19 protein-coding genes and 1 pseudogene are annotated in these 24,418 nt (G+C 62.7%); 6 read left to right on the top strand and 14 right to left on the bottom strand.

The annotated features are described in order from the left end of the window. Positions 1-835: 835 nt before the first annotated feature. Together ACFE76_RS06895 and ACFE76_RS06890 are read right to left on the bottom strand one after the other, a co-directional pair. Complete coding sequence (locus ACFE76_RS06895) at positions 836-1,177, bottom strand: Lsr2 family protein (RefSeq protein WP_375431006.1); 342 nt, start codon at positions 1,175-1,177, stop codon at positions 836-838. A 1,403-nt stretch (positions 1,178-2,580) separates the two neighbouring features. Continuing rightward, positions 2,581-3,808, bottom strand: a pseudogene (locus ACFE76_RS06890) (IS256 family transposase). Positions 3,809-4,003: 195 nt separating this feature from the next. On the opposite strand from ACFE76_RS06890, the gene ACFE76_RS06885 reads away from it, so the two are divergent. Then, positions 4,004-5,281, top strand: a complete 1,278-nt coding sequence (locus ACFE76_RS06885) for a hypothetical protein (RefSeq protein ID WP_375431005.1) — start codon at positions 4,004-4,006, stop codon at positions 5,279-5,281. Positions 5,282-5,283: 2 nt separating this feature from the next. Here ACFE76_RS06885 and ACFE76_RS06880 read toward each other — a convergent pair whose 3' ends face one another. The 5 genes from ACFE76_RS06880 to ACFE76_RS06860 form a co-directional block, all read right to left on the bottom strand. After that, entirely contained in the window at positions 5,284-6,915 is a 1,632-nt protein-coding gene (locus tag ACFE76_RS06880; protein WP_375431004.1) for a hypothetical protein, read from the bottom strand. 19 nt (positions 6,916-6,934) lie between these two features. Beyond that, positions 6,935-7,936 (bottom strand): hypothetical protein, encoded by a 1,002-nt coding sequence (locus ACFE76_RS06875; RefSeq protein ID WP_375431003.1) that lies wholly within the window; start codon positions 7,934-7,936, stop codon positions 6,935-6,937. Beyond that, entirely contained in the window at positions 7,936-10,305 is a 2,370-nt protein-coding gene (locus ACFE76_RS06870; protein WP_375431002.1) for a hypothetical protein, read from the bottom strand. The genes ACFE76_RS06875 and ACFE76_RS06870 overlap by 1 nt, the downstream gene beginning before the upstream one ends. Next, positions 10,289-10,483 (bottom strand): hypothetical protein, encoded by a 195-nt coding sequence (locus ACFE76_RS06865; protein ID WP_375431001.1) that lies wholly within the window; start codon positions 10,481-10,483, stop codon positions 10,289-10,291. Before ACFE76_RS06865 ends, ACFE76_RS06870 begins: the two co-directional genes overlap by 17 nt. Before the next feature lie 1,913 nt (positions 10,484-12,396). Next, complete coding sequence (locus ACFE76_RS06860) at positions 12,397-13,386, bottom strand: sensor histidine kinase (protein ID WP_375431000.1); 990 nt, start codon at positions 13,384-13,386, stop codon at positions 12,397-12,399. 1,309 nt (positions 13,387-14,695) lie between these two features. Here ACFE76_RS06860 and ACFE76_RS06855 point away from each other — a divergent pair. After that, a complete protein-coding gene (locus ACFE76_RS06855; protein ID WP_375430999.1) occupies positions 14,696-15,877 on the top strand; it encodes a toll/interleukin-1 receptor domain-containing protein in 1,182 nt (393 codons plus the stop codon). A 160-nt stretch (positions 15,878-16,037) separates the two neighbouring features. Here ACFE76_RS06855 and ACFE76_RS06850 read toward each other — a convergent pair whose 3' ends face one another. Beyond that, the gene (locus tag ACFE76_RS06850; RefSeq protein ID WP_375430998.1) at positions 16,038-16,184 is read right to left on the bottom strand and encodes a hypothetical protein; all 147 of its coding nucleotides are present in this window, start codon (positions 16,182-16,184) and stop codon (positions 16,038-16,040) included. 64 nt (positions 16,185-16,248) lie between these two features. Continuing rightward, positions 16,249-16,434 carry a hypothetical protein gene (locus ACFE76_RS06845; RefSeq protein ID WP_375430997.1) on the bottom strand — a complete coding sequence of 62 codons (186 nt, stop codon included), beginning with the start codon at positions 16,432-16,434 and terminating at the stop codon, positions 16,249-16,251. A gap of 462 nt (positions 16,435-16,896) precedes the next feature. On the opposite strand from ACFE76_RS06845, the gene ACFE76_RS06840 reads away from it, so the two are divergent. Then, positions 16,897-17,034 (top strand): hypothetical protein, encoded by a 138-nt coding sequence (locus ACFE76_RS06840; RefSeq protein WP_375430996.1) that lies wholly within the window; start codon positions 16,897-16,899, stop codon positions 17,032-17,034. Between the two features lie 703 nt (positions 17,035-17,737). On the opposite strand, the gene ACFE76_RS06835 is transcribed toward ACFE76_RS06840, so the two are convergent. From ACFE76_RS06835 to ACFE76_RS06825, 3 genes are all read right to left on the bottom strand, one after another. Further along, entirely contained in the window at positions 17,738-18,214 is a 477-nt protein-coding gene (locus tag ACFE76_RS06835; protein ID WP_375430995.1) for a hypothetical protein, read from the bottom strand. 91 nt (positions 18,215-18,305) lie between these two features. Next, entirely contained in the window at positions 18,306-19,409 is a 1,104-nt protein-coding gene (locus tag ACFE76_RS06830) for a GNAT family N-acetyltransferase (protein WP_375430994.1), read from the bottom strand. 274 nt (positions 19,410-19,683) lie between these two features. Continuing rightward, positions 19,684-20,952 carry an aspartate kinase gene (locus ACFE76_RS06825; protein WP_375430993.1) on the bottom strand — a complete coding sequence of 423 codons (1,269 nt, stop codon included), beginning with the start codon at positions 20,950-20,952 and terminating at the stop codon, positions 19,684-19,686. Positions 20,953-21,112: 160 nt separating this feature from the next. Between ACFE76_RS06825 and ACFE76_RS06820 the strand changes: the two genes are divergently transcribed. Genes ACFE76_RS06820 through ACFE76_RS06810 form a run of 3 tightly spaced genes read left to right on the top strand, consistent with a single transcriptional unit; the run spans position 21,113 to position 23,277 of the window. After that, positions 21,113-21,655, top strand: coding sequence for a DUF1707 domain-containing protein (locus tag ACFE76_RS06820; RefSeq protein ID WP_375430992.1), 543 nt, complete (start codon positions 21,113-21,115; stop codon positions 21,653-21,655). Positions 21,656-21,703: 48 nt separating this feature from the next. Next, positions 21,704-22,708: a Gfo/Idh/MocA family protein gene (locus ACFE76_RS06815; protein WP_375430991.1), complete on the top strand. Its 1,005-nt coding sequence runs from the start codon at positions 21,704-21,706 to the stop codon at positions 22,706-22,708. Beyond that, positions 22,705-23,277 carry a hypothetical protein gene (locus ACFE76_RS06810; RefSeq protein WP_375430990.1) on the top strand — a complete coding sequence of 191 codons (573 nt, stop codon included), beginning with the start codon at positions 22,705-22,707 and terminating at the stop codon, positions 23,275-23,277. Before ACFE76_RS06815 ends, ACFE76_RS06810 begins: the two co-directional genes overlap by 4 nt. A 95-nt stretch (positions 23,278-23,372) precedes the next feature. Here ACFE76_RS06810 and recR read toward each other — a convergent pair whose 3' ends face one another. Both recR and ACFE76_RS06800 read right to left on the bottom strand, forming a co-directional pair. Further along, a complete protein-coding gene (gene recR, locus ACFE76_RS06805; protein ID WP_375430989.1) occupies positions 23,373-23,972 on the bottom strand; it encodes a recombination mediator RecR in 600 nt (199 codons plus the stop codon). 82 nt (positions 23,973-24,054) lie between these two features. Then, positions 24,055-24,375: a YbaB/EbfC family nucleoid-associated protein gene (locus tag ACFE76_RS06800; protein WP_375430988.1), complete on the bottom strand. Its 321-nt coding sequence runs from the start codon at positions 24,373-24,375 to the stop codon at positions 24,055-24,057. Positions 24,376-24,418 lie beyond the last annotated feature (43 nt).

Below are 24,418 nucleotides of genomic sequence, written 5' to 3'. Positions count from 1 at the left end.
GAACCCACCGCTTGAGGTTTATAAATCGACGGAGTGGACTTCGTCCATATTGCACTGTTGGATGAGCCCGTATGAACACCGCGAGCAATTTCGGAACTATAGTCTCCGGACGCAGCAACTCAGAGCAGTCCATGACCCATTTCCAAATGGCGCAGGTGGTGAACGAGTTCTACGTGGGGCGCATGGGATTAGCAGCTCGTCTGGAGCGTTCGTAGTGCCCTCGGCAAATTCCCTTGGCATGATACGGCCGATCACAGCCCTCGACCTCGCATGTGTCAGAGTGGTTCATCGATCTGAAGGGGCCGGCGGTCGCGTCGCCGTAACCCTGCTGGTGCCACTCGTGTGTTCTGCACAGTCGTCCATCTGCATTATTGGGGCATGCGTCGACTTGGCAGCGGCACAGGTCTTCGTCGAGAGGCCTAGTCCAGCGGGCGCCGGGCACCGTCCGCCATGCCGCATCAAGACCATCCCAGTGCGTTCCCAAACCTGCGGGTCGCCTCCCAGAGCTCTAGCCAAGGTTACCACCACTCGGCGAGACGGTCGACGGCGACCGCTGAGCGCATCGCATACTTCGGCCTCCTTAAGGCCAGCAGCGGTACTCGTACTGCTGATCGACGGGCGCCCAGCCGCCTCACGCAGCGCACGAACGCCGACGGCGAACTCAGCCGACAGTTCTGCCCGCCGCGCGTCCACACCCGCAACATAGAGCACTCCGGCGCTGTCGGGGCCGATGCTGAGAACCTACCGCGAGCAGTGCTAGTCGATCGATAGCTTGGTCCGCGCAAGCCACGCACGTCTTCCTCTGCCGCGTCCGCCAGCTCTTAGATTTCACGATCTAGTGAGCTGCCTCGTATGCGCTGACGATGTCCCCGGAGACGCGGCCACGGTCGGACACCTTGTGACCCTGAGCCTTGGCCCACTCACGGACGGCTTGGGTATCGATCCCTGACTTCGTCGGAGCAGGAGATGACGTACGAGTGCGCCGAGCCGCGGAGCTACCGCCCGACTTCCGACCAGCCGCCATGTAGGGCTGCAGGAACTCCGAGACCTTCTCGAAGTTTTTCTGAGACAAATCGAGTTCGACGGCCTGACCATCGAGACTGAGAGAGACAGTCCGAATCTCCTCGGTGCTGCCGTCGAGGTCGTCGAAAAGTGTGACTGTTGTGCGAGATCCCATGGCTCCAATCCTGCGGTATAAGTCCGCCGAATCCAAGTCCGACTCACCTTCCAGGCCGACGCGAACCAGCCAACGGGTTCATTCGGCTCGTGTTAACGAACGATTTGGCGGATCGGCGCGCAGTCGAGTGGGCAATATCGGTCAAGATCAGAGCTGATTACCGAAGTCATGCTCACTCAGTAGATGGAGCGCCATCCATCTCGAGACGCTGGCTGATCTGGGTCTCGATCAGCGCAACATGGCCTGTCTCGTAGTACCTCGCTGCGCTGACTTGGCTCGGCTGAAGCATCGAGGCGGTCCACCCTGACGAGTTCAGCCTCAAGCTCGCCCGTCAGTATCCACCCACTTGGGTTCGGTTGTTGGAGACTGCGCGTGACCGCACGATGGATCTCCTGCAGAAGCCGTCGTAAGCGCGTTCGCCCTCTGGATACTCGGCCAACAGGTCGCGGTTGTAGTCGTCGGCCATGTGCTGGCGGACAGTTTCAGCCCAACGCCGCCTAGACGTGCACGTGGATAGATCGCGTTGGCGCACTTGCGCTCCGCTGCCCACAGCAGCTCCTGATAATTGGCGATCGCCTGCAGGAAGGCGTCGTTCTTGGCGATGCTCGCCGCCTCTTCGTCCCACGACGCAGTGGACTGCGCGACACCGCTATTCGGGTCGACCGCCGCCTTGTCCAAACACCCTTGATGCTGACCAGCCACGCGTTGGCCTGCTCCCGGATGGCCGCGACCGCCTTCTTGATCGTCCGCGCCTCTTCGGTGAACACCTCGAGGGCCGTCGCAGCCTTGTCCAGGTTCGAGCCAAAGGTCGCGCCATTGGTCTTTACCGGGTTCATCGCCTGCAGCAGGGCCGCCGACTCCGGCGCCTCGTAGTCCGCTTTCAGCTTCCCCCAGGAGGAGACGACCGTCGCCGCTTGGCTGCTCACCTGGCTTCCCACCACACGGATGTCAGCCGCCGCGGTCAGGATCTCCTGCGGGAAGACGTCGTCCCCGGGCAGCGTGGTGGTATCGCGATCGGGTCAGGCATGCTGGCTCAGTCCTCACCCCGCTGCCACCGGTCCCCTCCGAAGGCGAGGACCGCACGATAACGGACAGGCAGTCCTCGGAGAGCAGCGTTGAATCAAGCAGTCTGGACTCCGAGTCAGCTCGGTGGTGGAGGCAGAAACCTGCATGGTTGGTCGGAATCCGCTCAACGAGCGCCAGCTCGAGGTGCTGCGCTGGATCGTTGCCGGGTGTCCCAAGCGTGACTGGCCTGATGCGACCTACAATCTACGGCGGTCGCTCTGCAGAGTCGACGGATCGCAGTCCCGACAACGGTCCTAGCACACGGGGTGCGGGGCGCTGCCACGTGGCGGAAAGGATTGAGTCCCGCCCGGTGGTGGGCTTTCGGGTGATTCTCGATGTCAGTCGCCGGCTCCGATTGCGGCGACCACATCAGTATCGCTGGCTGGGTGGAGCTTGGCCATGGAGGTCTCGGAGAGGTAGCGGCGGTCGGAGACCTGCCATTCGTCGTGGGCGTCGTTCAACACCGCACCGACCAGGCGGATGACGGAGGCGTCGTTGGGAAAGATGCCGACGACGCGGGCTCGGCGTTTGATCTCGCGGTTGAGCCGTTCGATCGGGTTGGTCGACCAGACCTTGACCCAGTGGCTGCGGGGAAAGGCGGTGAACGCCAGCACTTCGGCTTTCGCGTCATCCATCAGCGGCCCGATCTTGGGGAAGGTGCCGGCGAGCTGGTCACGGACCTGGTCCCAGGCCTGGGCGACGGCGGCAGCGTCGGGTTGGGCGAACGCGGTCCGAAACACCGCAGCGACCGTGTCCTTGTGAGACTTCGGCACCAGGGCGAGGAGGTTGCGGGCGAAGTGGACCCGGCACCGTTGGTGGACCACCCCTGCAGCTGCCGGGCGAGGGGCGGCGACCAGACCAGCGGTGCTGGTCGGAGATGACCAGCCGGACCCCGGACAGGCCGCGTTCGCGCAGGGTGCGGAGGAACCCGCGCCAGAACACCTCGTCCTCGGAGTCGCCGATGTCGACACCGAGGATCTCTCGGCCGCCGTTGGCGGTGACGCCGGTCGCGACCACCACCGCCATGGTGGTGACCTGACCGGTGCGGCGGACATGCAGATAGGTGGCGTCCACGAACACGTACGGAAACGTCGTGTGGTGCAGCGGACGGGACCGGAACGCCTCGACCTGCTCGTCCAGGCCGGCGCAGATCCGCGACACCTCCGACTTGGAGATGCCCGAGCCGATCCCGAGGGCAGCGACCAGATCGTCGACCGCCCGGTTCGAGACGCCGTCGACCCACGCCTCCATCACCACCGCATACAGGGCCTGGTCGATCCGCCGCCGCCGCTCGAGGATGACGGGGAAGAACGACCCCTGCCGCAGCTTCGGGATCGCCAGTTCCACATCCCCGGCCTGGGTGGAGATCAGCTTCGACCTCGACCCGTTGCGCTGGGTGGTGGGGGTCTCGGTGCGCTCGTAGCGGCCGGCGCCGATCTGCTCGGCCGCGTCGACCTCGATCAGGTCCTGCATGACCAACCGCACCGATTCGCGGATCAGGTCCACACCCTCCCCGGCCCGGAAGGCCTCTAACAGCTCGGATGCGACAGACTGGGACAACGCCATTGGCGGGAACCTCCTGGTGAGTACTTGCCGGTACACACCGAGAATCCCGCCGATGGCGCCCTCACCTGCAGCGACTCACCGAACCCCAAAACCCCACCACGCCAGGGGACCCACACGCGGAAAGGCACTCCGCCGTGGTGGAATGGCACCATGCGACCCGACGACATGCCTCGTGAGACAGGATCGTGGCCACCGGTGACCGGGTCGGGTGTTGGTCGAAGCCACGGGACAAGTCGAACGACCTCGTTCGATCGCTGGTTTCGCTACCCAGCTGGGTTTGCGGCCGACTACGTGGGGATGCTTCTGGACGAAATAGGGGTCACCGAGGGAACAGTCACTGATTGCTTTACGGGCTCTGGAGTCACCGGTACAGCTGCTCGTCAGCGAGGTCTCAACTTCACGGGGATCGAGGCACACCCGCTCATCGCGGAACTGGCGGCGCTAAAGCTACGTAATCCCACACCGAGTCCTAATGAAATTACAGTGGCTGGACTTGATTTATCCGATGCAGCGGAGGCAGCAGTCCGCGTGAAACACGAACGGGACATTTCCGAGGAGACGTCGCTAGTTATTCGCAGCTTCTTGCCGGCCACCCTTCTTGCGCTCCTCGAGCTGCGCGACCGCATCAAGAAAGAACCTTGGTCCGATTCATTACCGTACTTGAAGTGGGCGCTACTCGGCACCCTTCGAGATGTTGCCGCCGTCAAAGTGGGCTGGCCCTATCAGCGCCCAGGGATAGCGCGGGTACCGAAGCATCCGGACGTATTTCTGCGGTTTAAAGAACGTCTACGGTTCATGACGGCCGACATCAGCGGGCTCGACGATAGAGCGGCATCGTTCTCTAGTGTGATTGTGCGTGGCGATTCGCGGTCTACCGCTGCATGGAGAGCCATGCCGACAAGGTCTCAAGCTTGCATATCCTCGCCACCCTATCTCAACAATTTTGACTACGCCGACGCGACTCGATTGGAGCTCTACTTTTGGGGAGAGGTACGGACTTGGCGCGACATGTGTATCGAAGTTCGCTCGGATATGATCACCGCCACGACACAGCAGTCGTCAAAGGGCGACAAGCTCGCCGCCATTGATATCTTGAAGTCAGACGACGACGTGCCGAGCAGGAAAGTGATAGGTATCGTAGATGACTTGGCACGACTACGGAGCGAGCGGACGGGTCGACCGAAAGAATACGACCAGGTCGTGCCGTCCTACTTCGTCGCAATGAAGTCCGTACTCAAGAATCTTTTCAACCACCTCGAACCGGGATCTCCGGCGCTATGGTTGATCGGCGACAGCGCGCCCTATGGTGTATATATTGACACACCAGCGCTTATCGGTGCTTTCGCCCAGGAGCAAGGCTTCGAGTTGAAGGAGGACGTCGCCCTCCGGCAGCGCGGTGACCGGTGGTCGACAAACACCGGTCGCTCACAGGCGAAACTCTCAGAGCGAGCGCTGGTTCTACATCGTCCCTGACGTTACTCACTCAGCATCTCGCGAAAGTGACGGAAGAAAGTGTCGGCGGTCTGCGTGATAGTTCGTTCACGAAGCGTCTCCGGAAGACTGGCAGAGCGCCAAGCCGGCTGACGATACCTCGCGACCCACTCCTCAACATGTGGGTCTACGAACGGCGAGACCCACATCTCTAGGGCACGATAGGCGAATTGTTGCGTCTGCGTAACGGCTGTAATGTCAGGGTCACGCATACTGCATCCCACGTACAACCACTTGACGGAGCCGCCCTCGCCGGGAACGAGATGTCGTAAAAGATTCGCCGCGTGCTCATTCAGCCCGGGTAGCGTAACATCGAGGTTGGCGCGAACGGTGTTTAAGCGATCGATCGTTCCGTGCAATTTGACGAGTGGAACGGCACCGCCATTCAATCGGTAATTGTCATAGTATGTCGGAAACGCCTTGAAGTCGCTCGGTGTCACGAACATGCGGACGGACGCTGCCTCTCCTGGGTGGCGCGGCCGGGAGTCAAGTGGATCCGAGGCACCGGGGTCAAGTACCAGGCTATCGTGTTCAATCATTTGGTCGAAGTTGACCGTAAGCAGAACAAGTCGACGCCTCAGGTGCAGCAGTTCGCGCAAGTCACTCATAGACGGCCCAGGCGAGTCCAGGACCATCTTCTGACGCTCGTCAAACTGGATGAGGGTCGGGAGAGGTTCTTCATGGGCTCGCCCGCGTACCTCCTCACGCAGTACCCGTTCGAGTGTGAGCGTCTTGATGAAGTCTTCTTCCCGGATTCCGGCCTCGGACGGCATGAGCCGACGGTCGGAAGCAACCTGTCGGTAGAACTCGCCGGCCTGCTCGCGGAAACTCTTTCCCTGATTCGCTAGATTCGGTACGAGACGAGCTAACGCGCTGTTGCGGAGTTCATCTCCGAGCGGCAGGTCGGAGCTCATCGACGCGCCAGCCCCGAGCATGAGCACGATCGTGTCGTCGTCGGCAGTAGTTTTTGCGATACGGCTAACGTCCGTCTGAGACCGCTGACGCCATCGAATGTTGCCGTTTTCAAACGCCCAGCGTGCTCCAGCGCCCTCGCGGCAGTGACGGCCATACTCCATCGTGACGCAACCAACCAGCACAACCAGCGTCTTACAAATTGACCCAAGAGACTGCAAATCCTTGAGAATAAAGTTCCACATTCGCTCCCTACTATCAGCCGACAGGTCAGTCTCGTCATACGCTATGACTGCGGCTGAATGGGCCCGAAGCTCTCGGTCAAATAGCGTTGTCAAGAGCCCCAGCTGGTTGCGGTCGCCCGGGTTTGTTGGCACGCCGTTCTTCCCAATCCGCACCTGTAGATTACCGTTTTCGACAGTCACGCAGAGGCTCTCGCTGGTGCCACTACCGGTGGAGTCGAGAGACAATCTCTCGATTTTTTCTTTCAGAGTATCGTTGGGGTCAAGGTTCTCATCGAGCCATGGGAGGCTGTCAACCACAGACTCTGCGAGGAGGAACGGCAAACCGGCATGCCGGCACACCTCGGTCAGAAGCGGCAGTAGGCTTGCGAGGTCATCCATCACGACGACGGGGATCACGTTTAGCTCGGAACCGGTGCTTCGATCCGCCTCCTCTAGTACATCAATGAGGAATTCGAGCACTCTGGTGGTCGAGTAATCACTACTCATTAGCACCCGATGAATCCCAGGCGCTGCGGAAGGCTTCGCGCAGCTGAATCGCGTCGCTCGGCTTGCCCTGCGCAAGTCCGTACTGCGCGAGCGAAGGTCGCAGTACTTCGTATCGCTGAATTAGGGCCTCCAAGGCTGCCTGCGCCAGATGGGCCGGGACCTTTCGACGCCGCAGATCGCCAACGAGCCGCTCCGTGACTCGTTGGCGGCTACCGCTGGCGAGGTAGACCGGGTTTTCCGCGAGGTCTGATCCAAGTCGTCGACGAGCCTCTGATACGGCATAGCCGCTGTATAGGCTATAGGCACCGGAAGCGCGACCCCGCTTCGACGGCGCGATGCACTCCGCGAAAGCTGACACGACCTGGGCTACAGCATCGTCGAGGACCTCGCGATCGAGAGTATCGACCGGACGACGCAAGGCTCGCTCGGGTCCAAAGTTCCCATTGAGAATGAGGAGTAAGATTTGGCCAATTGCCTGGGGAAGTAGTGGCGCGCCATCGCCGGATCGAAGGTCGATTACCGAATGCAGTTTCGAAAGGACGGCGGATCGATACTCGTTCAACAGCGCGCGTTCGGCCGCGTCTGTCTCTGACCAGCGGAGACGGACTCGATTAGTGTCTGACTGCGCTTGCAGCTGTTTGAAGAGCAGGCCGAAGTAGGCGTGACCCTCCATGCTAACGAGGGACCGGCTTTCGTTCACAACCAAGACGAGTGGAGCGCCGAGATTGAGCGAATCCCAACTCGGGACGAGCTCGCGTACGGGCGGTAGGCTGTCGATCGCCGAGCGCAATCGTGCGCCACGGGCGAGCGGGTCGAACCATGCTTTTCGAATGGCGGCGTCGTCCTTGGCTCCCGCGGCTCGCCCCTGAGCGGCCCATACTGTGGACAGTGCTTTCGCTAGGTCCACTGCGTGTTCACGAGCGTAGACACGAGGCATCCCATACCAGCTCTCGGCGTCTGGCAACACCGACTGCTCGTCGCCCGGTTCCACCATCAGCTAATCACGCTCGCCACATAGCCGCCTCGTTGCACAAGTTCTTGTTGCTCACTCTCGGTAGGAGTTCGCCGAAGGGGAAGGATGAGGACGATCTTGTCAGCGGCCCTTCCGAGTGCCTGGGACTTTAAGAACCTCTTTAGTTCCTCGAAACGGTCTTGTGCGACGAAGCTGCCGAACTCGTCGAGGAAGATCACGCGGTTCTCGGCTCGATCACTAGTCAGGCGCTCTACCTGGACCCGAGTGTAGGCGAAGGCACGCTCGCCGCTGGAAAAGGCCTCCAATGGGCGCGTGTTGCGCTGCCCACTCGGCAGCGTCCAACTGGTTGACATGGTCCGTAGATCGACGGAAATGCCAGACCCGTTGGAGAACAGTGCAGCACGAACCATGTCTGTCGACAATTCATCAGCGAAGCGTCGCTGATAATGAAGTTCGACCCGGGCCGAGAATTCTCCGCGCTGGCCGGCCTGTAGTTGTCCAGCGGTGCCGCTCGCGCGCAGACGTGTCTCCAAACCAAACAGGGCCCGCTCAAGTGACTGTTGTTCGTTCAGCGTGCGAAGGAGCAGGTCGTCAACCCTGGAGGCGCCCTTCCCAAGAGCGCGCAGCGCGTCCAACTGCGCTTCTATCGACGCGGACGCTTGTGGCATTGGAAGCCCCTCGGCCTTCAGCCAGACGTGACGCGGGTTCTTGGAAAGCTCGGCTGTCGCACCGCGTACTGCTGACTCGGCCTGCACGAACTCAGTGCGAACGCGGTCCCGACTCTCCGTGACATTACGGAGTGAACCAGTCGCAGCCATAAGCTCGCGGAGCACGCCGCTCCGGAAGACCGCCCAGCCGTCAGCGTCTGTCGGCTGAGCCCGCGTGCCGAGGCCTGCAATCTGCTCCTGGACAAGGCGAGCTAGATCGCCCTCGTCCCCCTCTGCGAGCAATTCCGAACGCTCAGCCTCAGCTTGGGCGCGCTCCTCCACGAGTGCCGTCAACTCATCGAGCCGCTCGACCCGCTGCTTATTTACCGTCTCATAGTCGCCGGCGACGCCGTCAGCGAGCGTGCGCAGGAACTCTGCGAGCTGATCCTCTGTCTCTTGCAGGTCGGTCTCAGCGCGCGTCAATAGCCGCACTGCATCAGGCAGATCTGCACAGGCCGCGAGTTGGCGATCAATCTCGGCCACGGCACCGGTAATTTCGTCACCGGCGCTGCGCTCAATCTGATCTAGTACTTGGCGACGCACGGTCAGTCCGTGATCGAGTTCGTCCAGACTGAGTGGCCCGGCTGGCAGCTGGGCCACGACCTCTTCGGCGAGGCGGGCGCTCATCCCACGGTCGATCGGACCATCTAGCGCGTCTAGAAGCTCGAGTACCAAGCCCGCTCTGTCAACAGTCTGCCGCTCCTGCTCCAGGTCAGCTCGGCGAGCTCTTAGTAATTCGACCTCGGCCTGTGCCGCAGTTAGATCGACGGGGACGCTGACGCCCGCCGCGCGGCTCAGTTCCGCGACATCACGCCGACGCCGCTCCCGACGATCTCGACGCTTGCGTTGTAGAGCCGTCAAGCGGTTGACGTTCGACCATACCTCGTCCGTCTGCTGCGACTTTGTCAGTACTTCCGCTGCGCGCTCGTCGAGTTCCTGAGCCGCTGCGCGAATCGCTTCCTCGGACGAGGTCAGGTCGGCGATGCGTTTCGTCAATACAGGTCGCTTCGCAATGACGGCGTTGCGGCGGTCGTGTAAGCGCTCAGCCTCGGCCATCTTGTCGGCACGTACTTGCGCGGTCTCCAGCCGCCTCGCTACATCGACGACTTCCTCTTCTGACTTCGCAATGACTGATCGGAGTCGAGCGAAATCGAATGCGGCTGGAATTTCCGTCAGAAGCCGAAGCGCGCCGATCCGCTCGTTCCAGTTCCTTCGTGAGGGCTCCTGCTGACGAGTAACCTGACGGATTAACTCGGCGTCGGTCGCTACCTGCGCTGCCAGCGATTCGCCAAGAGTTTCGTCGCCGCCGATGCGACGGACTTGAAGGAGTGGAGGTACTGCTGACCACGGGACTTGCTCGTCATTGAGGTATACCGATCCGAGCCAGTCACCAGGCGACGACGGCTCGGGCGGCCACTCGTCAGGGTCGAGTTCAAATCGCAGCGTCTTCCCGCCTCGAAGACCCTCGGCCCAAATCGTGACCGGTTTGAGATTATCCTTTAGCGTCGTCCAGCTTTGCGGCTTGTCAGCGAAGGGTTGGGAGGTAGTGACCAGTTGGAGGAGACGGATGGCAAGGGTTTTGCCGATGCCGTTCCGGCCATCAATTTGCACCAGCTCCCCGTCCGGAACCCTCGATATGACTCGAAGGCCACCCTTCGGTGCTGCCTCAATCCTGAACTGCACGACGCATCCATGCAACGAGTTCGGGAATGCTCGAGCCCACGTCACCACTCAGCGCCCTGATGAAGTCCATCCGCTCATCCAGCGGCGAATCCGGGTCTTCGGTCCAGATGCTGCGCATCAGGTCGAAGGCCATGGGTGCGGGGTCCGATTGGAAGCCGAACTCCTCCGCTATCGTCATAGGTCGACCCTACTGCGTGCACGGCGTGGCCGCGTCCAACGAAGCTACGGCCGACGTCAGCGCCCAGCGAACTGCGGACTACCTGGTCGAGGTTGCGTCTCCTACCTGTCGGCGTGGTGGACGAGCCGTTCCAGGGCAGCGAGCGAGCGGCCCTCCCGATCGAACCGACAACCAGTAGTCCCGTCACCCTCCATGCTGTCGGCGCCAGGTCGGGTTGCAGGCGGAGAGCCAGGTCTCAAACACCTGGCTGAGTCGGCCCTAGACCCATGTCGAGCGGCTGCAGCATCACACGCCGACACAGGATGCCGGTGGGATCGCGGATGACTGCGAAGTAGTTAGGTACGAGGAGTGGGAGGGGTGAAATCGCCAATAGCCCAGAGCAGAACGCACGCCCTCGCTCCGGATGGGACCGGTGGTCATCAGCGACAAGAGGAGTGGGTCTCTGACGATGGGCGTCAAGCCCGCGTTCAGCCTTGCTCCTGCCATGAGGGCGATGGCCGCCACGTAGCGGGCTTAGAGAGGATGTCCAGATCTTCTCGACCAGGCCTTGCGGCGCCTCCGGTCTTGCAGTATCGTCCGAGCCATCGCAAGCTCTCAAAGGCAAGTGATTTCTTCTTACCGGGGATCGGGCTCCAACCCAGTAGGCATATATGCACTGGGAAATTCCAGACGGACCGGGCGCGAGCGCTTGTCGTCGTGTGTAGTTTCCACCTATAACTGACCCGGCGAATCGAAAGGTAAGCCCTGGCGAAGATGTTCTTACGGCTCAAGATCCTTCGAATTGTTTGAGCTGCAGCTGGGTCACCACCAGATAATCAGAAAACGGTTCGTGACTTCAGATTTAACCGGATGGGTTCGCATGAAAAGAATAGAAAGGGTTGACATGAGAAGGTTGTCAAAGCGTCTCTGCATCGGGGCTGCTGGGTTAGGACTGATCGCGGGAGGCGTAGTTGCCAGCACGCCGGCTGCTCAAGCGAGTGCGGTCAATGGGTTTCACCTCTACGTTACCGAAGCTAGTTTTGACGCTTTCGTGATCTACAAGGGCGCTAATTGTACGGGCGTTTCACACATCCTTGACAACAGGGAAGCCGCCCAGAGTACTGCTTGGGTGTCGTTCAAGCCATATGTGGCCTCCAAGCACACCGTGCAGGTGAGCGTCTACAACGGTTCTACCGGAGCCTACATTACTAGTAGGTTTTACTCGACCTCAACCTGTGTCAAAGCCTACGCGAGTAACGATTATGAGCTTGAGACAAACATTTATATCATTCCTTAAAGGCACGGCAACCCTCTTACACCTTAGCTCAAACAAGGTTCTGAGACGAGGACCGTTCATCCGATCGTGGCCTCACTTGGTCCTCATAACACACCCATACTGTGAGCGGCCGCGCCGGTAGCGGCGTGCCGAAAGCAATCTGGTCGAGCAATCTACAAGTTATTTTTTGACGACGCTCCGTCTTCTCGGCAGCCAGCCCGATATTACCGTCCGGTCACGGGCGGCTACCGTACCAGCCAGCCAAACCTTCCCGTATACTTGCTGGCGTGTCTGCAGACAACGAAGAGGGCCTTCGTCCGATGCACATTGCTCTCGCCGAGGTCGCGGTGGGAATGGCTGAAGTTGGCCTCAGTAATTACGAGATAGCAAAAGCAATCGGGTACCGACTTGTACGACTGGGAGCTTTCAGCTCATCGAACGTACGAGGGATAGCCGCTGCCATTTCGGTATTGCCACAACCAGTTGACCAGAATAGCGAGCGCCGCGAGATCCGCAGACAACTAGAGGAGCCGCTTGGTATACCGGGACCGGAACAGAGGCTTGCAGCGGCACTTCGAGCGCGAGAGGCCCTCACCGACCTTGCTTCAACGTTGGAGAAAAAGCAGTCAGCGTCGTAATAGCCTCGAATCTGTCGGAGCTAACTGCTACTTCTAACGAGGTGGAGTGTCACCGTAGTGCCGGAGGGGCTGCTCGAGATCTCCGCCCGGCCGTGCTGGCTCTCCATAAGTGCCCAAACTATAGCAAGGCCTAAGCCAGTACTTTGGCCTTCAGATGACCTTGAACGGCTTGAGTCAGCACGAGTAAAGCGTTCAAACGCCATCCTGGTCATTTCAGGGGACATTCCGGGTCCGTTATCTTCAACGCATATTACAGCACCGGTATTCGTCGTTCGCAGGATCACCGTCGCGGTTGTACCTTCAGGCGTGTGCTTCCTAACGTTCGCTAAGAGGTTGACTAGGATTTGATGAAGTCGCTCGGGATTCGCGGAGACCAACACTGTTTCCGCAGGTAGATCGACACCCCAGTCGTAGTCCGGACCTGCGGCCATAGCATCGGAGACGGCGTCCATGATCAGCGAATTGGCTTCTACTTCGGTAACGGCGATCGGGACATTCAGATCCAGCCTGGCGAGTAGAAGTAAGTCCTCCACTAACGACGACATCCGTTTGGACTCCGAATCTATCCGAATTAGAGCTCGATGCACCTCTGCAGGAACACTCTCTGAGAACCGGAGGCTTAGCTCAGAGTACCCGCGTATGGCGGCTAGCGGGTTCCGTAACTCATGAGAGGCGTCTGCAACAAACCGTCTTACCTGTGTCTCACTCGCTTGTCTAGATTCGAGAGCGGCTGCCACGTTGTCAAGCATATAGTTGAATGACTGAGCAACTTGATCAATTTCAGTGGGCCCATTCCGTTTTAATGAAGATACTCTCACAGATAGGTCGACAGAGCCGGTTGCGAGCTGCATCTGTGAGACGCGCTGCGATGCACGTTGGAGGCTTCTAAGAGGCCGCAGCGCGCGTGCCGTAACCGATCGAACGGCAGCCCAAGCTAGTAATACGGCAATTATAGAAGCGCTGAAGATCACGACTGCGAGGTCACGTGTCGTCGAATCTATCTCCGACATTGAAAGTCCGACCACAACCGTTGACGCACCTTGTTGCCGGGCCGACATCCTGTAGTGCCCGACGCCCGATAGCTGCACTGACCTGACTCGGTCGTCGGCAGACGTCGACACGATTTGGGCGACTACGGCGGTTGTGACTTCAACTGGAAGGCCCGCGTCACCCAGAACAGCGCACTCCCCCGCGCTGGCGTCAAATTGACATACGAGGGTCCCGGTACGCTGGCCAGGCCGGTTAAGTCCATTTCCACCCGGTGGACGCCCCGTATTCACAGGTGTCAATTGTCTACCCAGCGTCATCAGAAGCTCGCGGTCCAGGTTCGACAGAAGTACAGAGCGAACACTGAAGACAGCCGTCAGAGAAATCAAGGCGAGAACAATTACGATGACTCCGAGGACGCGTACTAAGAGCGCACGTCCTAGTGAACCCTTGTCGAACGAGGGGCGTTGCTCTGCATTAGCCGAGTTGCGCTTCAACTCGAAAGCGGCGCGAAACCGTCGTCGTAGATTCCAAACATTCATGACCCCAGTTTCGCACAGTCTCTACAGGCGCCGGCTATGTGCGCGCTGTCAGCTGGCTGTGTATGACCCCGTCAAAGTGTGTTGCATCGGCGCTCGCCGACCCGGGCGGTGACGCTCAGTCTACATATCTGGCAGAGCCCAATTTGCTGAGGAATCAGCCGTCGAAACGTTCTGCTGCGAGCATCACAATGCTGGGGCCCTATGTCGCCCTAAGGCCTCGAATGATGTCATTATACACCTACTGTTACAAACAGCCTCAGTACGGACGACGCCTTGCCGAGGCTGTACTTCTCCTGAAGCTCGGTCGAGCACATGCTGGCGGCGTAGTCGGCCACCAGGGCTGTCAGCCTCGCTGGATCCAGCCGCTGCTCCAGCTTGTGGACGTGTCGGGATGAGTTAGAACTCACCGGTTCGACCGGTTGGGGTGGCGCGTCCAGGATCTTCTGAACCCGCGTCGCTATCCGCCAGAGGTGCGGTTGCCTCGAGTAACGCCGCAGGACGCCGACCAGACAGACACCTTGTGTGGCTTACTCGAGACACCTGCGTCAGGGGTGGCGAAGTACCGATGGCCTCGTAGCTGCCGTCCTTCCGGCCTAAGCAGCCAAAGTGCACTGATCGGACGTGCAGCCTTGTCGAGAGAAGGCTGCGCTGAGGGAGCATTGGTACCTGTTTGCGGCTTTGTAGTCACAGAGGTCGATGTAGCAGCGGCAGCAGATGCAGCAATCGACGTTGAGTATAGTTGTGCTGTATTCAATGCTATCCAGTGTTACCCGGCATCCGTAGGCTTATAATGTCTCTCATCATGGTTCAACTTGCCCAACAGTCAGACTTCTTCATCAGCTATAATCACGCCGATCAGTCATGGGCTGAGTGGATGGCATGGGCCCTGGAACAGGAGGGCTACCGAGTAGTAGTCCAAGCCTGGGACTTCCGCCCCGGCAGTAATTTTGTGCTGGAGATGCACCAAGGGCTCGCTGGAACTGACCGCGTCATCGCGATCGTCTCGCCCGAGTTCCTGGCGTCAACGTTCACGGCTCCAGAGTGGGCAGCCGCTTTTGCCACTGATCCGACAGGTGCTAAGCGGAACTTGATCCCGGTACGGGTCAAAGAGTGTGATGTCAGCGGCTTGCTCGGGCAGGTAGTCAGAATCGACCTCGTTGGGTTGGACCAAGAGGCAGCACGCCGGGAGCTGCTGTCCGGCCTCCAGCTCGGTCGTAGCAAGCCTCTGACCCCGCCAAGCTTCCCTGGGGCAGTCACGGCATCCGACGATAATAACGATCTAGTATCAGGGCCTCAAGAGGCCAACAGTCCGTCACCGTCTACGGCGGACCCAGCTCTCACCTGGCGGCTCCTCGAGACGACTCTGCCAGTCGCCTGGCGCGAGAAGAGCCGCTATGGGTCGTCCGAGCACGCTGCGCTTGAGGTGCATCTTGTCCCTGTGGGGCCTCAGCGCATCGAGGTTCGTCGGCTGGCGGCGCTTGGCAACGACCTTGGGCGGGCCATGAGAGATAGTGGTCTGGTTGGCATGTCGGAAGGAATTGACCTGTCGACCAATGATCAACGAGCCATTGCGCAAATTTCTAATGCGAATAAGAGTGTGAGTGGCTTGGCGGTAGGTCGGAATGGTCAGCGCGGTGGGTGGTTTAGCCTCCCGCGCGATAACATGGGCGCGATCTTTGACCGAGATGACTTGGAAAGTAGAGTCGCAGCACTCCTTCGGCTCCTGATCGATCTGCCGATTTCGGTCGCCTCAGAGTATGCCGTGGCTTGTGGTCTAACTGATTACGGGATGCTCACCATTGGGAAAGCCAGTAGTTTGAGGGGACGGACGTCGGCATCACTCGCGTTTTCAAGCCGACCGGATCTCCGGATAGATGCAGAAGATGCTCTACCTTCGTCTGCGATACAGGCACACGCTCAAGAGGCCAGCGAAGAAATCGTGGCCCGCATCGAAGCACGATTAGCAACTTGAGTTGGTCGTACGTATGGCTCGCGTGTGCAGGACGAACTGGGCCAACTTTCACGTACCGGCCTCGATGAACAGTTGGTCGAAGGTACGTGCCGATACCAGAACGACGCTCGAGTCGATCAATACGGCCCAATCTCCATCAGTGAAGTGGAACTCAGGACCATCATTGAATATGTGAAGCCCGCCCGGACGTATTGGAGTGGCTGATTCTGCGACCAGTTTGCTTAATCAGGCCAGCAATTTCCATCTCATTCTCGTTCCTGCGGTACTGAACGGCCTCCACCGGTTTTGCAAGCAGGTACTTTTTCATGACTCCCTCATATCTCATTATGGGTAGTCGCGACGGAGGAAGCTCCGAGGGGGTCGGCGATGAGCTACGCGTGCAGCTTACTGTTGTCATCTCTCTTTATGAGATAGCTGATGGCGTCGGCCAGCGCACGCAGATCCTCGACGACCGATCTCGAGAACTCTTTCGGATCTGAGGCATCGTTGGTTTGGAAGTCGCGTGCGCGGGCAGCGATTTCTTGCATTCGAGCAATGTATTCTTCTGATGTACTCATCCGAACATCGTACGGCCTATTGCCAATCGATGTTCAGTCTCGGCATCTTTGCCTTGAGCATAGAACCGGATCGTCAACATTCGTACTCCTCGACGGCAGCCGGGCGAAAATTCAAGTATAAGTGCTTCCCGGCGTACTAACGCTCCGACCGTGGATGTCGCTGAAGGCGCAAGTTACGAACCTGGCTCGGCCCGTCGGTGCCGGCCACCGGCGCGCATCTGAACGCCCCCGTCAAGCTCTGTCGCGCATCTTCACCCCCGCCTCAGGAACTAGCTTGAGTACCAACGCCTTCCCGAGACCATACTCCTCCAGCGGCACCAAACCTGGACCGCTTTAGTTGGAGCCATAGTCCCTTGCTGAGGTCCTACCTTCATCGCGGCTCGGTCGATCTCATTCCGCTTCCGTAGTCGCCGGCCGGGCAGCGAGTGTCTCCTCGTCCAGCCGCGGCGCCAGCTTGTAGGCATGAGCATCCACCTCAACTCCACATGGCTCATGGTCGCCACTCGGATCTCGGTCAGCGTGCGCAACGAGCTCAAGAAGCATCTTCGCAGCGACGATGAGCTGCCGGTAACTGACGTTTCCGGTGATGCAGCCGCCTAGAAAAGGCTTCAGCAATGACGGCAGTACCTGGCTCAAAACCAATTCTGTGAGCATGGCATGAAGCGGTCAACCTGTGCTAGCGGGCTCCGAAGGGTGCGAGTTCGCCCCGCTGCTGGATTGAACCAACGATCCAAGACACCGAATCGGGACCACGGAATAGGCCGTGGTCCCGATTCTGATCACTCGTCGGTGCTGTCTTCGTGACCACCTCGAGATCGGCGGCCGACGAAGAGTGAGCCTGCCGCCCAAAGCACCTCTGCACGGTGTTGGGGTGGGACTCCTCGGATGACCATCGCGACTACGATGATCTTGGTGATGCTGATGACGGCTACGACCAGGAGCGAGACCCAGCCGACCGGCACCACGAGCGGACCGAGTGCTTCCATCTGACCCCCGAGCAACTAGACCGACCAGGCTCAGCACGCTGGGTAGACCCTCAGCCGCGCCGCCTGCTCGGGGGTTCAGGAACGACGGCCTTGACGTGTGGAGCGGTTCGGCCGAGTAAGTCACTGGTGGAGACATGGCTCTCGTCCGTGCTGACGGGACTGCTCCTGCCAGCTGAGACCAAGCATCAGGGTCGTTGGGTGCATTTTTCAAGGCCTTGACCGAACTGGAACCAACTTGAGTTCCATATTTTGGAGGAGGTCTGCCAATACTCGATCGCGCGGAAAGCCAAGCTGCGGGAGTAGAGAGGACTCTAGGTCTAGTCCCCTCGGCGCTGCCGCCCACCCGTTCGCATTTTCGTGCCCGACCGGCGTAGTGCGTCCTGCACCGTCGTCTTCGGGAGGCCCATCTCCGCCGCGACGCCGCGGATGTCCAGCCCAGCTTGGTATCGCTCGACCACACGGGTGACTTGCTCAGGCTTCAGGCTCCGTCGCCGCATCTCCACGCCTGCCTCTGCCAGCAGCCTCAGCACCGACGCCTTCCCGAGGCTGTACTTCTCCTGCAGCTCCGTCGAGCTCATGCCGGCGGCGTAGTCGTCCACCAGGGCTGCCAGCGTCGCTGGATCGAGCCTGTGCTCCAGCTTGTGAACGTGCCGCATCTGGTCCGGGCCAATCTCTTCAATCGGTTGAGGCCGTTCGTCGAGGATCTTCTGGACCCGCTTCGCTATCCGCCAGAGGTGCGGTTGCCTCGAGTAACGCCGCAGGACGCCGACCACATGTGTCGTGCTCGACACCACCGGTGAAAGCTCACCGGACAGCTTGGTCGACCGTTCGCGGAGAGTGCGTCCGCCAGCACAGACTCTCCTTGGTCGTTCTCGTTCCCAGACGTCAGGTCAAGCGTCGGTGATCGCCGGCGCTGCCGGGTCGCACCAGCTCGCTGACCCACAGGCCGGGCCGCACCTCGACGTCCATCCGGTGCACGAAACCCAGTCCTGCGTACAGCTGCTGGGCGGGAAGGTTCGCCCGGCCCGTCGCTACGACCGTCCGTCGCTGACCGGCACGGCGCAGGGCGGCCTCGACGAGGGTCCGGCCGATGCCTCGGTGCAGCGCGGACGGGTCGACCACCAGTCGGTGGAGCTCCAGCTCGGTCGACGTCTCGGTCCACGCCACCGCACCGACCAGGGCACCCTGCTCGAAAGCCCCGCGCCAGGTGAGACCGGCGGCGCGGAGATCCTCGAGGTCCTCGTGCAGCGCAGGGATGCGGTCGTCGCCGATGAGCTCAGCCTCGAGCCGGTACGCGGCCCGCTGCAGCGCGAGCACGGCTGAGGCGCTGACGTCGTCGTCAGCGGGAGCAAGGTCACGCAGCTGGAGCCCGGTTCCTCGTGGGGTCTGCGGTCCGGGGCACCGGCGGACGGCGCCGGTCGGCGAGCCGAACCAGAGGTGCTCCAGCCGCAGGGCCCTCAGCTGGGTCCCCCGGGGCGAGGCGTCCAGCAGGGTTCCGGCGTCGAGGGGCTCGTCCTCGGCGTGGCAGAAGTAGACGGCCTGGGTGAAGTCGCCGTTGTCGTGCAGCCCGACCAGCCCCCCGATCACCCGCGGGCTCAACGCGCTCACCCGCTCGACCAGCTGCGACGTGACCTCCGCACCGCGACGCCGCGGCACCCGACCCACCAGCACCTCCACCAGCGCGGCGTCCTCGGAGCCACCGTCGCCGAACAGGGTCACCCCGTCGTAGTTGTCGAAGCTCACGTCGCCGGCGAAGACCGTCGCGCTCTCGGCCCACCACTGCGCCTGCTCGACCCGGTCGCTGCTGTGCCGGGCGTCCGCGGCCGAGGCGAAGCGGACGAAGGAGATCAGCTCATGGTTTCGGGTCACGCCGGCGGTCGTGCCGAGCCATCCGCGGGTTCCTGGCGCCAGCTGCTGCAGCCACAGGTCGAGGCGCGCAAAGGTCAGTTCTGGATCGCGGACCACCCCGCGCACCACCTGGACGAACACCCACCACCGCCCGCCTGTCTTGACGACGCTGCCAAGGCCTCCATCATGCCTGCTACCGGGAATCGGTGGGAGAGGTGACGATCAATTCGAGAAAGTCCCTCGGCGCGCCGGGTGGCACGCCGAGGAACCCCTCGCCCCTGTGCGGTGATGCATCGCCTGTTGGTTCCAGACGTCCAGGCCCTCTTCGGTGCTAACCGGGGACCTGCATCTGCACGGGATTCGACGCCCACCGCGGGGCGGATTGGTCGATCCGAAAAAAACTTCTCGGTGCGGCTCAGCGACCCGTACCGGCGTAGACCACGGCTTGGGAGTCGGTGCTGTCGAGCCCGAAGGCCGTGTGGGCGGCGACGACCGCGCGGTCCACGTCGTCTCCGTCGACGACCACCGAGATCCGGATCTCAGAGGTGGAGATCATCCCGATGTTGACCCCGGCGTTGGCGAGGGCGGAGAAGAACTTGGCGGTCACGCCGGGGTGGGAGCGCATACCGACCCCGACCACCGAGACCTTGCCGATCAGGTCGTCGTAGAGCACGTCAGCAAAACCCACGTCGGCCTTGAGCGCGTTCAGGGTGGCCATGGCGGCGCGGCCGTCGGTCTGGGGCAGGGTGAACGAGATGTCGGTCCGGCCGGTCTCCACCGCCGAGACGTTCTGCACGATCATGTCCACGTTGATCTCGGTGGCCGCCACCGCCTCGAAGATCCGGGCCGCCTCGCCCACCCGGTCAGGGACGCCGACGATCGTGATCTTCGCCTCGCTCCGGTCGTGGGCCACGCCCGAGATGATCGCCTGCTCCATCACGCTTCCTTCCGTTCGTTCCTGCACCCAGGTGCCGTCGAGGTTGGAGAAGGAGGACCGGACGTGCACCCGGACGTTCTCCCGGCGCGCGTACTCCACGCAGCGCAGGTGCAGGATCTTGGCGCCGCAGGCCGCCATCTCCAGCATCTCCTCATAGCTGATGTCAGGGATCCGCCGGGCGCTCGGGACGATCCGCGGGTCGGCGGTGAAGACCCCGTCCACGTCGGTGTAGATCTCGCAGTAGTCCGCGTCGAGCGCGGCCGCCAGAGCTACGGCCGTGGTGTCGGACGCCCCCCGACCGAGCGTGGTCACGTCCTTGGTGTCCTGGGCGACCCCCTGGAACCCGGCGACGATGACGATGTCGTCCCGGTCGAGCGCGCTGGTGATCCGGCCCGGCGTGATGTCGATGATCCGCGCGTTGCCGTGGGTGCCGGTGGTGATGATCCCGGCCTGCGAACCGGTCAGCGAGCGGGCGTGCAAACCCTGGTCGTGGATGGCCATCGCCAGCAGCGCAGCACTCATCCGCTCGCCGGCGGTGAGCAGCATGTCCAGCTCGCGGGGCGGTGGCAGCGGCGAGACCCGCAGCGCCAGCTCCATCAGCTCATCGGTTGTGTCGCCCATCGCGGAGATGACGACGACCACGTCGTTGCCCGCCTGCTTGGTGGCCACCACGCGCTTGGCCACGCGCTTGATGCTGTCGGCGTCGGCGACGGAGGACCCTCCGTACTTCTGCACTACCCGACCCACACCGGCTCCTCCGTCTCGTACGGTTCCCGCGCGCGTCCCTGACGACCATCGCCTTGGCGCACCTGCTCGGACCGCCGCCCACTGTAGTGCTCGGGGCCCCGCATCCCGGCCCCCGCCGAACCGCGGACAGCGGTGCTCACCTCGGTGCGATACTCGGTTGGTGACCGTGTCCGGGAACCCAGAGCCCGACCAACCGGCCGACCGGCCGGCGCCGCTCCAGCGGCGGATCGGCGACGCCGAACGCGACCAGGCGGTCAACCACCTGCAAGAGCACATGGCCCAAGGCCGGCTGGACCGAGACGAGTTCGACGAACGACTGACCACCGCGCTGAACGCCAAGACCGCCGCCGACCTCGACCCGCTGTTCAGCGACCTGCCAGAACCGCGCCCGGCAGGGTTGGCCTCGCAGTCGCCCTTCACCCCGCCGCCGTGGTCGGGGAATGCTGCCGCTGCGGTGCCGGCGCCCATACCACCGGCCGTCCCGACGCCCCGCGAGGACACCCTGCCCCGCGGCGCCGGGATCGCCATCGCAGCGATCTGGCCGGCGGCGATCATCTTCTCCTTCGCCACCGACTTCCGGTTCTGGTGGATCTGGTTCGTCGCCGCCATGGCGACGTACTTCGTCCGGCGCGCGTTCGGCCCCGGCTCAGACCAGCACCGCGTCCGCGGCCGCGACGACGACCCGCGCTCGCTCGGACACTGAGGCTGCTGCTGCGCCCGAACACCTCAGCTCCCGTCCTACAGTGGCGGGGTGAGCAGCGCACACACCGTCCGGTGGGGCATCGTCGGGCCCGGTCGGATCGCCCGGTTGGTCGTCCGCGACTTCGGCCAGGTGGACGGGGCCGAGGTGGTCGCCGTCGCCAGCCGGTCCGCCGAACGGGCCCAGGCGTTCGCCGACGAGTTCGCCGTCCCGACCGCGTACGGTTCGTACGGCGAGATCATCGCGGCCAGCGACGTCGACGTCCTCTACATCGCCACCCCGCACCCGCAGCACCAGGTGATCGCGGTCGCGGCGCTCGAAGCGGGCAAGGCCGTCCTGGTCGAGAAGACGTTCACCGCCACGCTCGCCGGGGCCGAACGCGTGGTCGAGACCGCCCGCCGCTGCCAGGTCTTCGCCATGGAAGCGATGTGGACCCGCTTCCAGCCCGCCATCGTCGCGGCGCGCCGGCTGATCGACGACGGCGCCATCGGCGAAGTCCGCCAGGTGCAGGCCGACCTCGGCGTGGACCGACCGTTCGACCCGACGGACCGGCTGTACGACCTCGCCCAGGGTGGCGGCGCCCTGCTCGACCTCGGGGTGTACGTCGTCTCGTTCGCCCAGTACTTCCTCGGTACGCCCGACCGCGTCGTCGCGACCGGGTCGCTCGCCCCGACCGGCGTGGACGCGGAGGCCGGGCTGCTGCTGGGCTACGACGACGGTCGGGCCGCCGCCCTGCTCGCCACCATCCGACACCAGACCCCCGGAGCCGCGCGTATCCACGGCACGTCCGGCTGGATCGACGTCCGACCGCGCTTCCACCACCCGACGACGATCGTGCTGAGCCGACGCGGGCACGACCCCGAGACCATCACCAGCCCGCCGCGCGGTGGCGGCTACGCCCACGAGCTCGAGGAGGTCACCGCCGCCGTGCGCGCAGGACGTCTGGAGAGCACGATCATGCCGCTGGCCGACACGCTCGCGGTGCAACGCATCCTCGAGGACGCCAGCCGACAGCTCGGTGTCAGCCAGCACGACGACACGGAGATGACCTTGTGACCACCCTGCCCGCTGACGGCCCCACGTACCACCGTGATGTGCCTGGGCGGGCCGACTTCGGGTCGAACCCACCGGCACCGCCGCGGGAGTCCTCGCTCGTGCTGATCGGGGCCGCCGCCGGCGCATCCTCCTCGCTCGCGGTGATGTTCGTCTACCAGCTGGTGCGGATCGGCTGGCAGCTCGTGCAGGAGCTGACCCGGCACGGCGCCACGCCGGCCAGCGGGATGGAGTCCCCGGACCGCATCTTCGGTGTACTGGTGATGGGCGGCCTGCTCAGCCTCGCCCCGGCCGTGCTGGCCGGCCTGGTCCTCGGCGCGCTGCTCGGCGCGTTCCTCTCCTGGAGCGCGCGCCGCCAGGGTCCGGTCCGGGCCTGGCTCAGCGGCAGTCTGCTCGCCTACGTCGCCGCGCTGATCGTCAACGTGTCGGTGCTGGCCCGGCACCGGGGAGAGCCGCTGGAGTACCTGGAGTGGCGGCGTCTGGTCGGGCTGCCCTCGCTGCTGTTCGTGCTGATCTTCGGTGGCGTCGGGGTCTACCTGCACTACCGCCAGACCCGCCGCTCCCCCGACTGACCCGACCGACGCGTCCTGAGCTTGTCGAAGGACCCGAAGGGGTTGCGCTGATCGTCAGCTGGGACACCTCGACGCTGGTCACACTTCGACGCTGGTCACACTTCTACAAACCTACGGCCCTCGAACGCCCGGCCGAGGGTGACCTCGTCGGCGTACTCGAGGTCGCCGCCCACCGGCAGCCCGCTCGCCAACCGGCTGACCCGGACGCCCAACGGCAGCAGCAACCGGCTCAGGTACGTCGCGGTCGCCTCACCCTCGAGGTTGGGGTCGGTGGCCAGGATGACCTCAGTGACCGTGCCGTCGGCCAACCGCAGGCAGAGCTCGCGGACCTTCAGGTCGGCCGGGCCGATGCCGTCGATGGGGCTGATGGCCCCGCCGAGGACGTGGTAGCGACCTCGGAACTCCCGGGTGCGCTCGACCGCGACGACGTCCTTGGACTCCTCGACGACGCAGATCGTCGCCAGGTCGCGCCGCGGGTCGCGGCAGACCCGACACTGGGCCTCTTCGGAGACGTTGAAGCAGATCTCGCAGAACCGGACCGTGTCCTTGACCAGCTTGAGCACGTCCGCCAGCCGCATCACGTCGTCCGGGTCGGCGGCGAGGATGTGGAAGGCCAGCCGCTGGGCGCTCTTCGGCCCGATACCGGGCAGCCTCCCGAGCTCGTCGATCAGATCCTGGACCGGACCTTCGTACACTCCTGCTCCTCCACCTGCTGGTCCTGCTGCGAGCGGCTGCCGAGAGGCAGCCCGCCGTCGACCCGCCGAGCGGCGGGCCTGATCAGAAGGGCAGCCCGCCGCCCATGCCGCCGGCCAGCGGACCCAGCTTGGCCGCGGCCAGCGCCTGGGACTTGCCCGTGGCGTCGCGAACGGCCGCCAGGACCAGGTCGGCGAGGGTCTCGGTGTCGTCGGGGTCGACGGCCTCGGGCTTGATCACCAGACCGACCAGCTCACCCGAGCCGGTGATGGTGGCAGTCACCAGGTCACCTCCGGACGTGCCCTCGACCCGCGCCTCGGCGAGCTCGCTCTGGGCGTCGAGCAGCTGCTGCTGCATGGCCTGGGCCTGGGCCAAGAAGCCGGACATGTCACCTTCGGGAATCATCGTCGCGCTCCTCGGTCCTACGTTGCTCGGGTCGTGCTCACGG

It is taken from the genome of uncultured Friedmanniella sp., from assembly GCF_964244005.1.
Classification (GTDB): domain Bacteria; phylum Actinomycetota; class Actinomycetes; order Propionibacteriales; family Propionibacteriaceae; genus Microlunatus.
The sequence above is the reverse complement of the archived record's forward strand: the minus strand, read 5'-3'. Positions and strand labels throughout refer to the sequence as shown.

What these genes read in the sequence shown, in the direction of transcription:
- ACFE76_RS06895 (WP_375431006.1), bottom strand. Translation starts at nt 1,177, where the DNA reads ATGGGATCTCGCACAACAGTCACACTTTTCGACGACCTCGACGGCAGC.
- ACFE76_RS06875 (WP_375431003.1), bottom strand. Translation starts at nt 7,936, where the DNA reads ATGGTGGAACCGGGCGACGAGCAGTCGGTGTTGCCAGACGCCGAGAGC.
- ACFE76_RS06865 (WP_375431001.1), bottom strand. Translation starts at nt 10,483, where the DNA reads ATGACGATAGCGGAGGAGTTCGGCTTCCAATCGGACCCCGCACCCATG.
- ACFE76_RS06860 (WP_375431000.1), bottom strand. Translation starts at nt 13,386, where the DNA reads ATGTCGGAGATAGATTCGACGACACGTGACCTCGCAGTCGTGATCTTC.
- ACFE76_RS06855 (WP_375430999.1), top strand. Translation starts at nt 14,696, where the DNA reads ATGTCTCTCATCATGGTTCAACTTGCCCAACAGTCAGACTTCTTCATC.
- ACFE76_RS06850 (WP_375430998.1), bottom strand. Translation starts at nt 16,184, where the DNA reads ATGAAAAAGTACCTGCTTGCAAAACCGGTGGAGGCCGTTCAGTACCGC.
- ACFE76_RS06845 (WP_375430997.1), bottom strand. Translation starts at nt 16,434, where the DNA reads ATGAGTACATCAGAAGAATACATTGCTCGAATGCAAGAAATCGCTGCC.
- ACFE76_RS06840 (WP_375430996.1), top strand. Translation starts at nt 16,897, where the DNA reads ATGAGCATCCACCTCAACTCCACATGGCTCATGGTCGCCACTCGGATC.
- ACFE76_RS06800 (WP_375430988.1), bottom strand. Translation starts at nt 24,375, where the DNA reads ATGATTCCCGAAGGTGACATGTCCGGCTTCTTGGCCCAGGCCCAGGCC.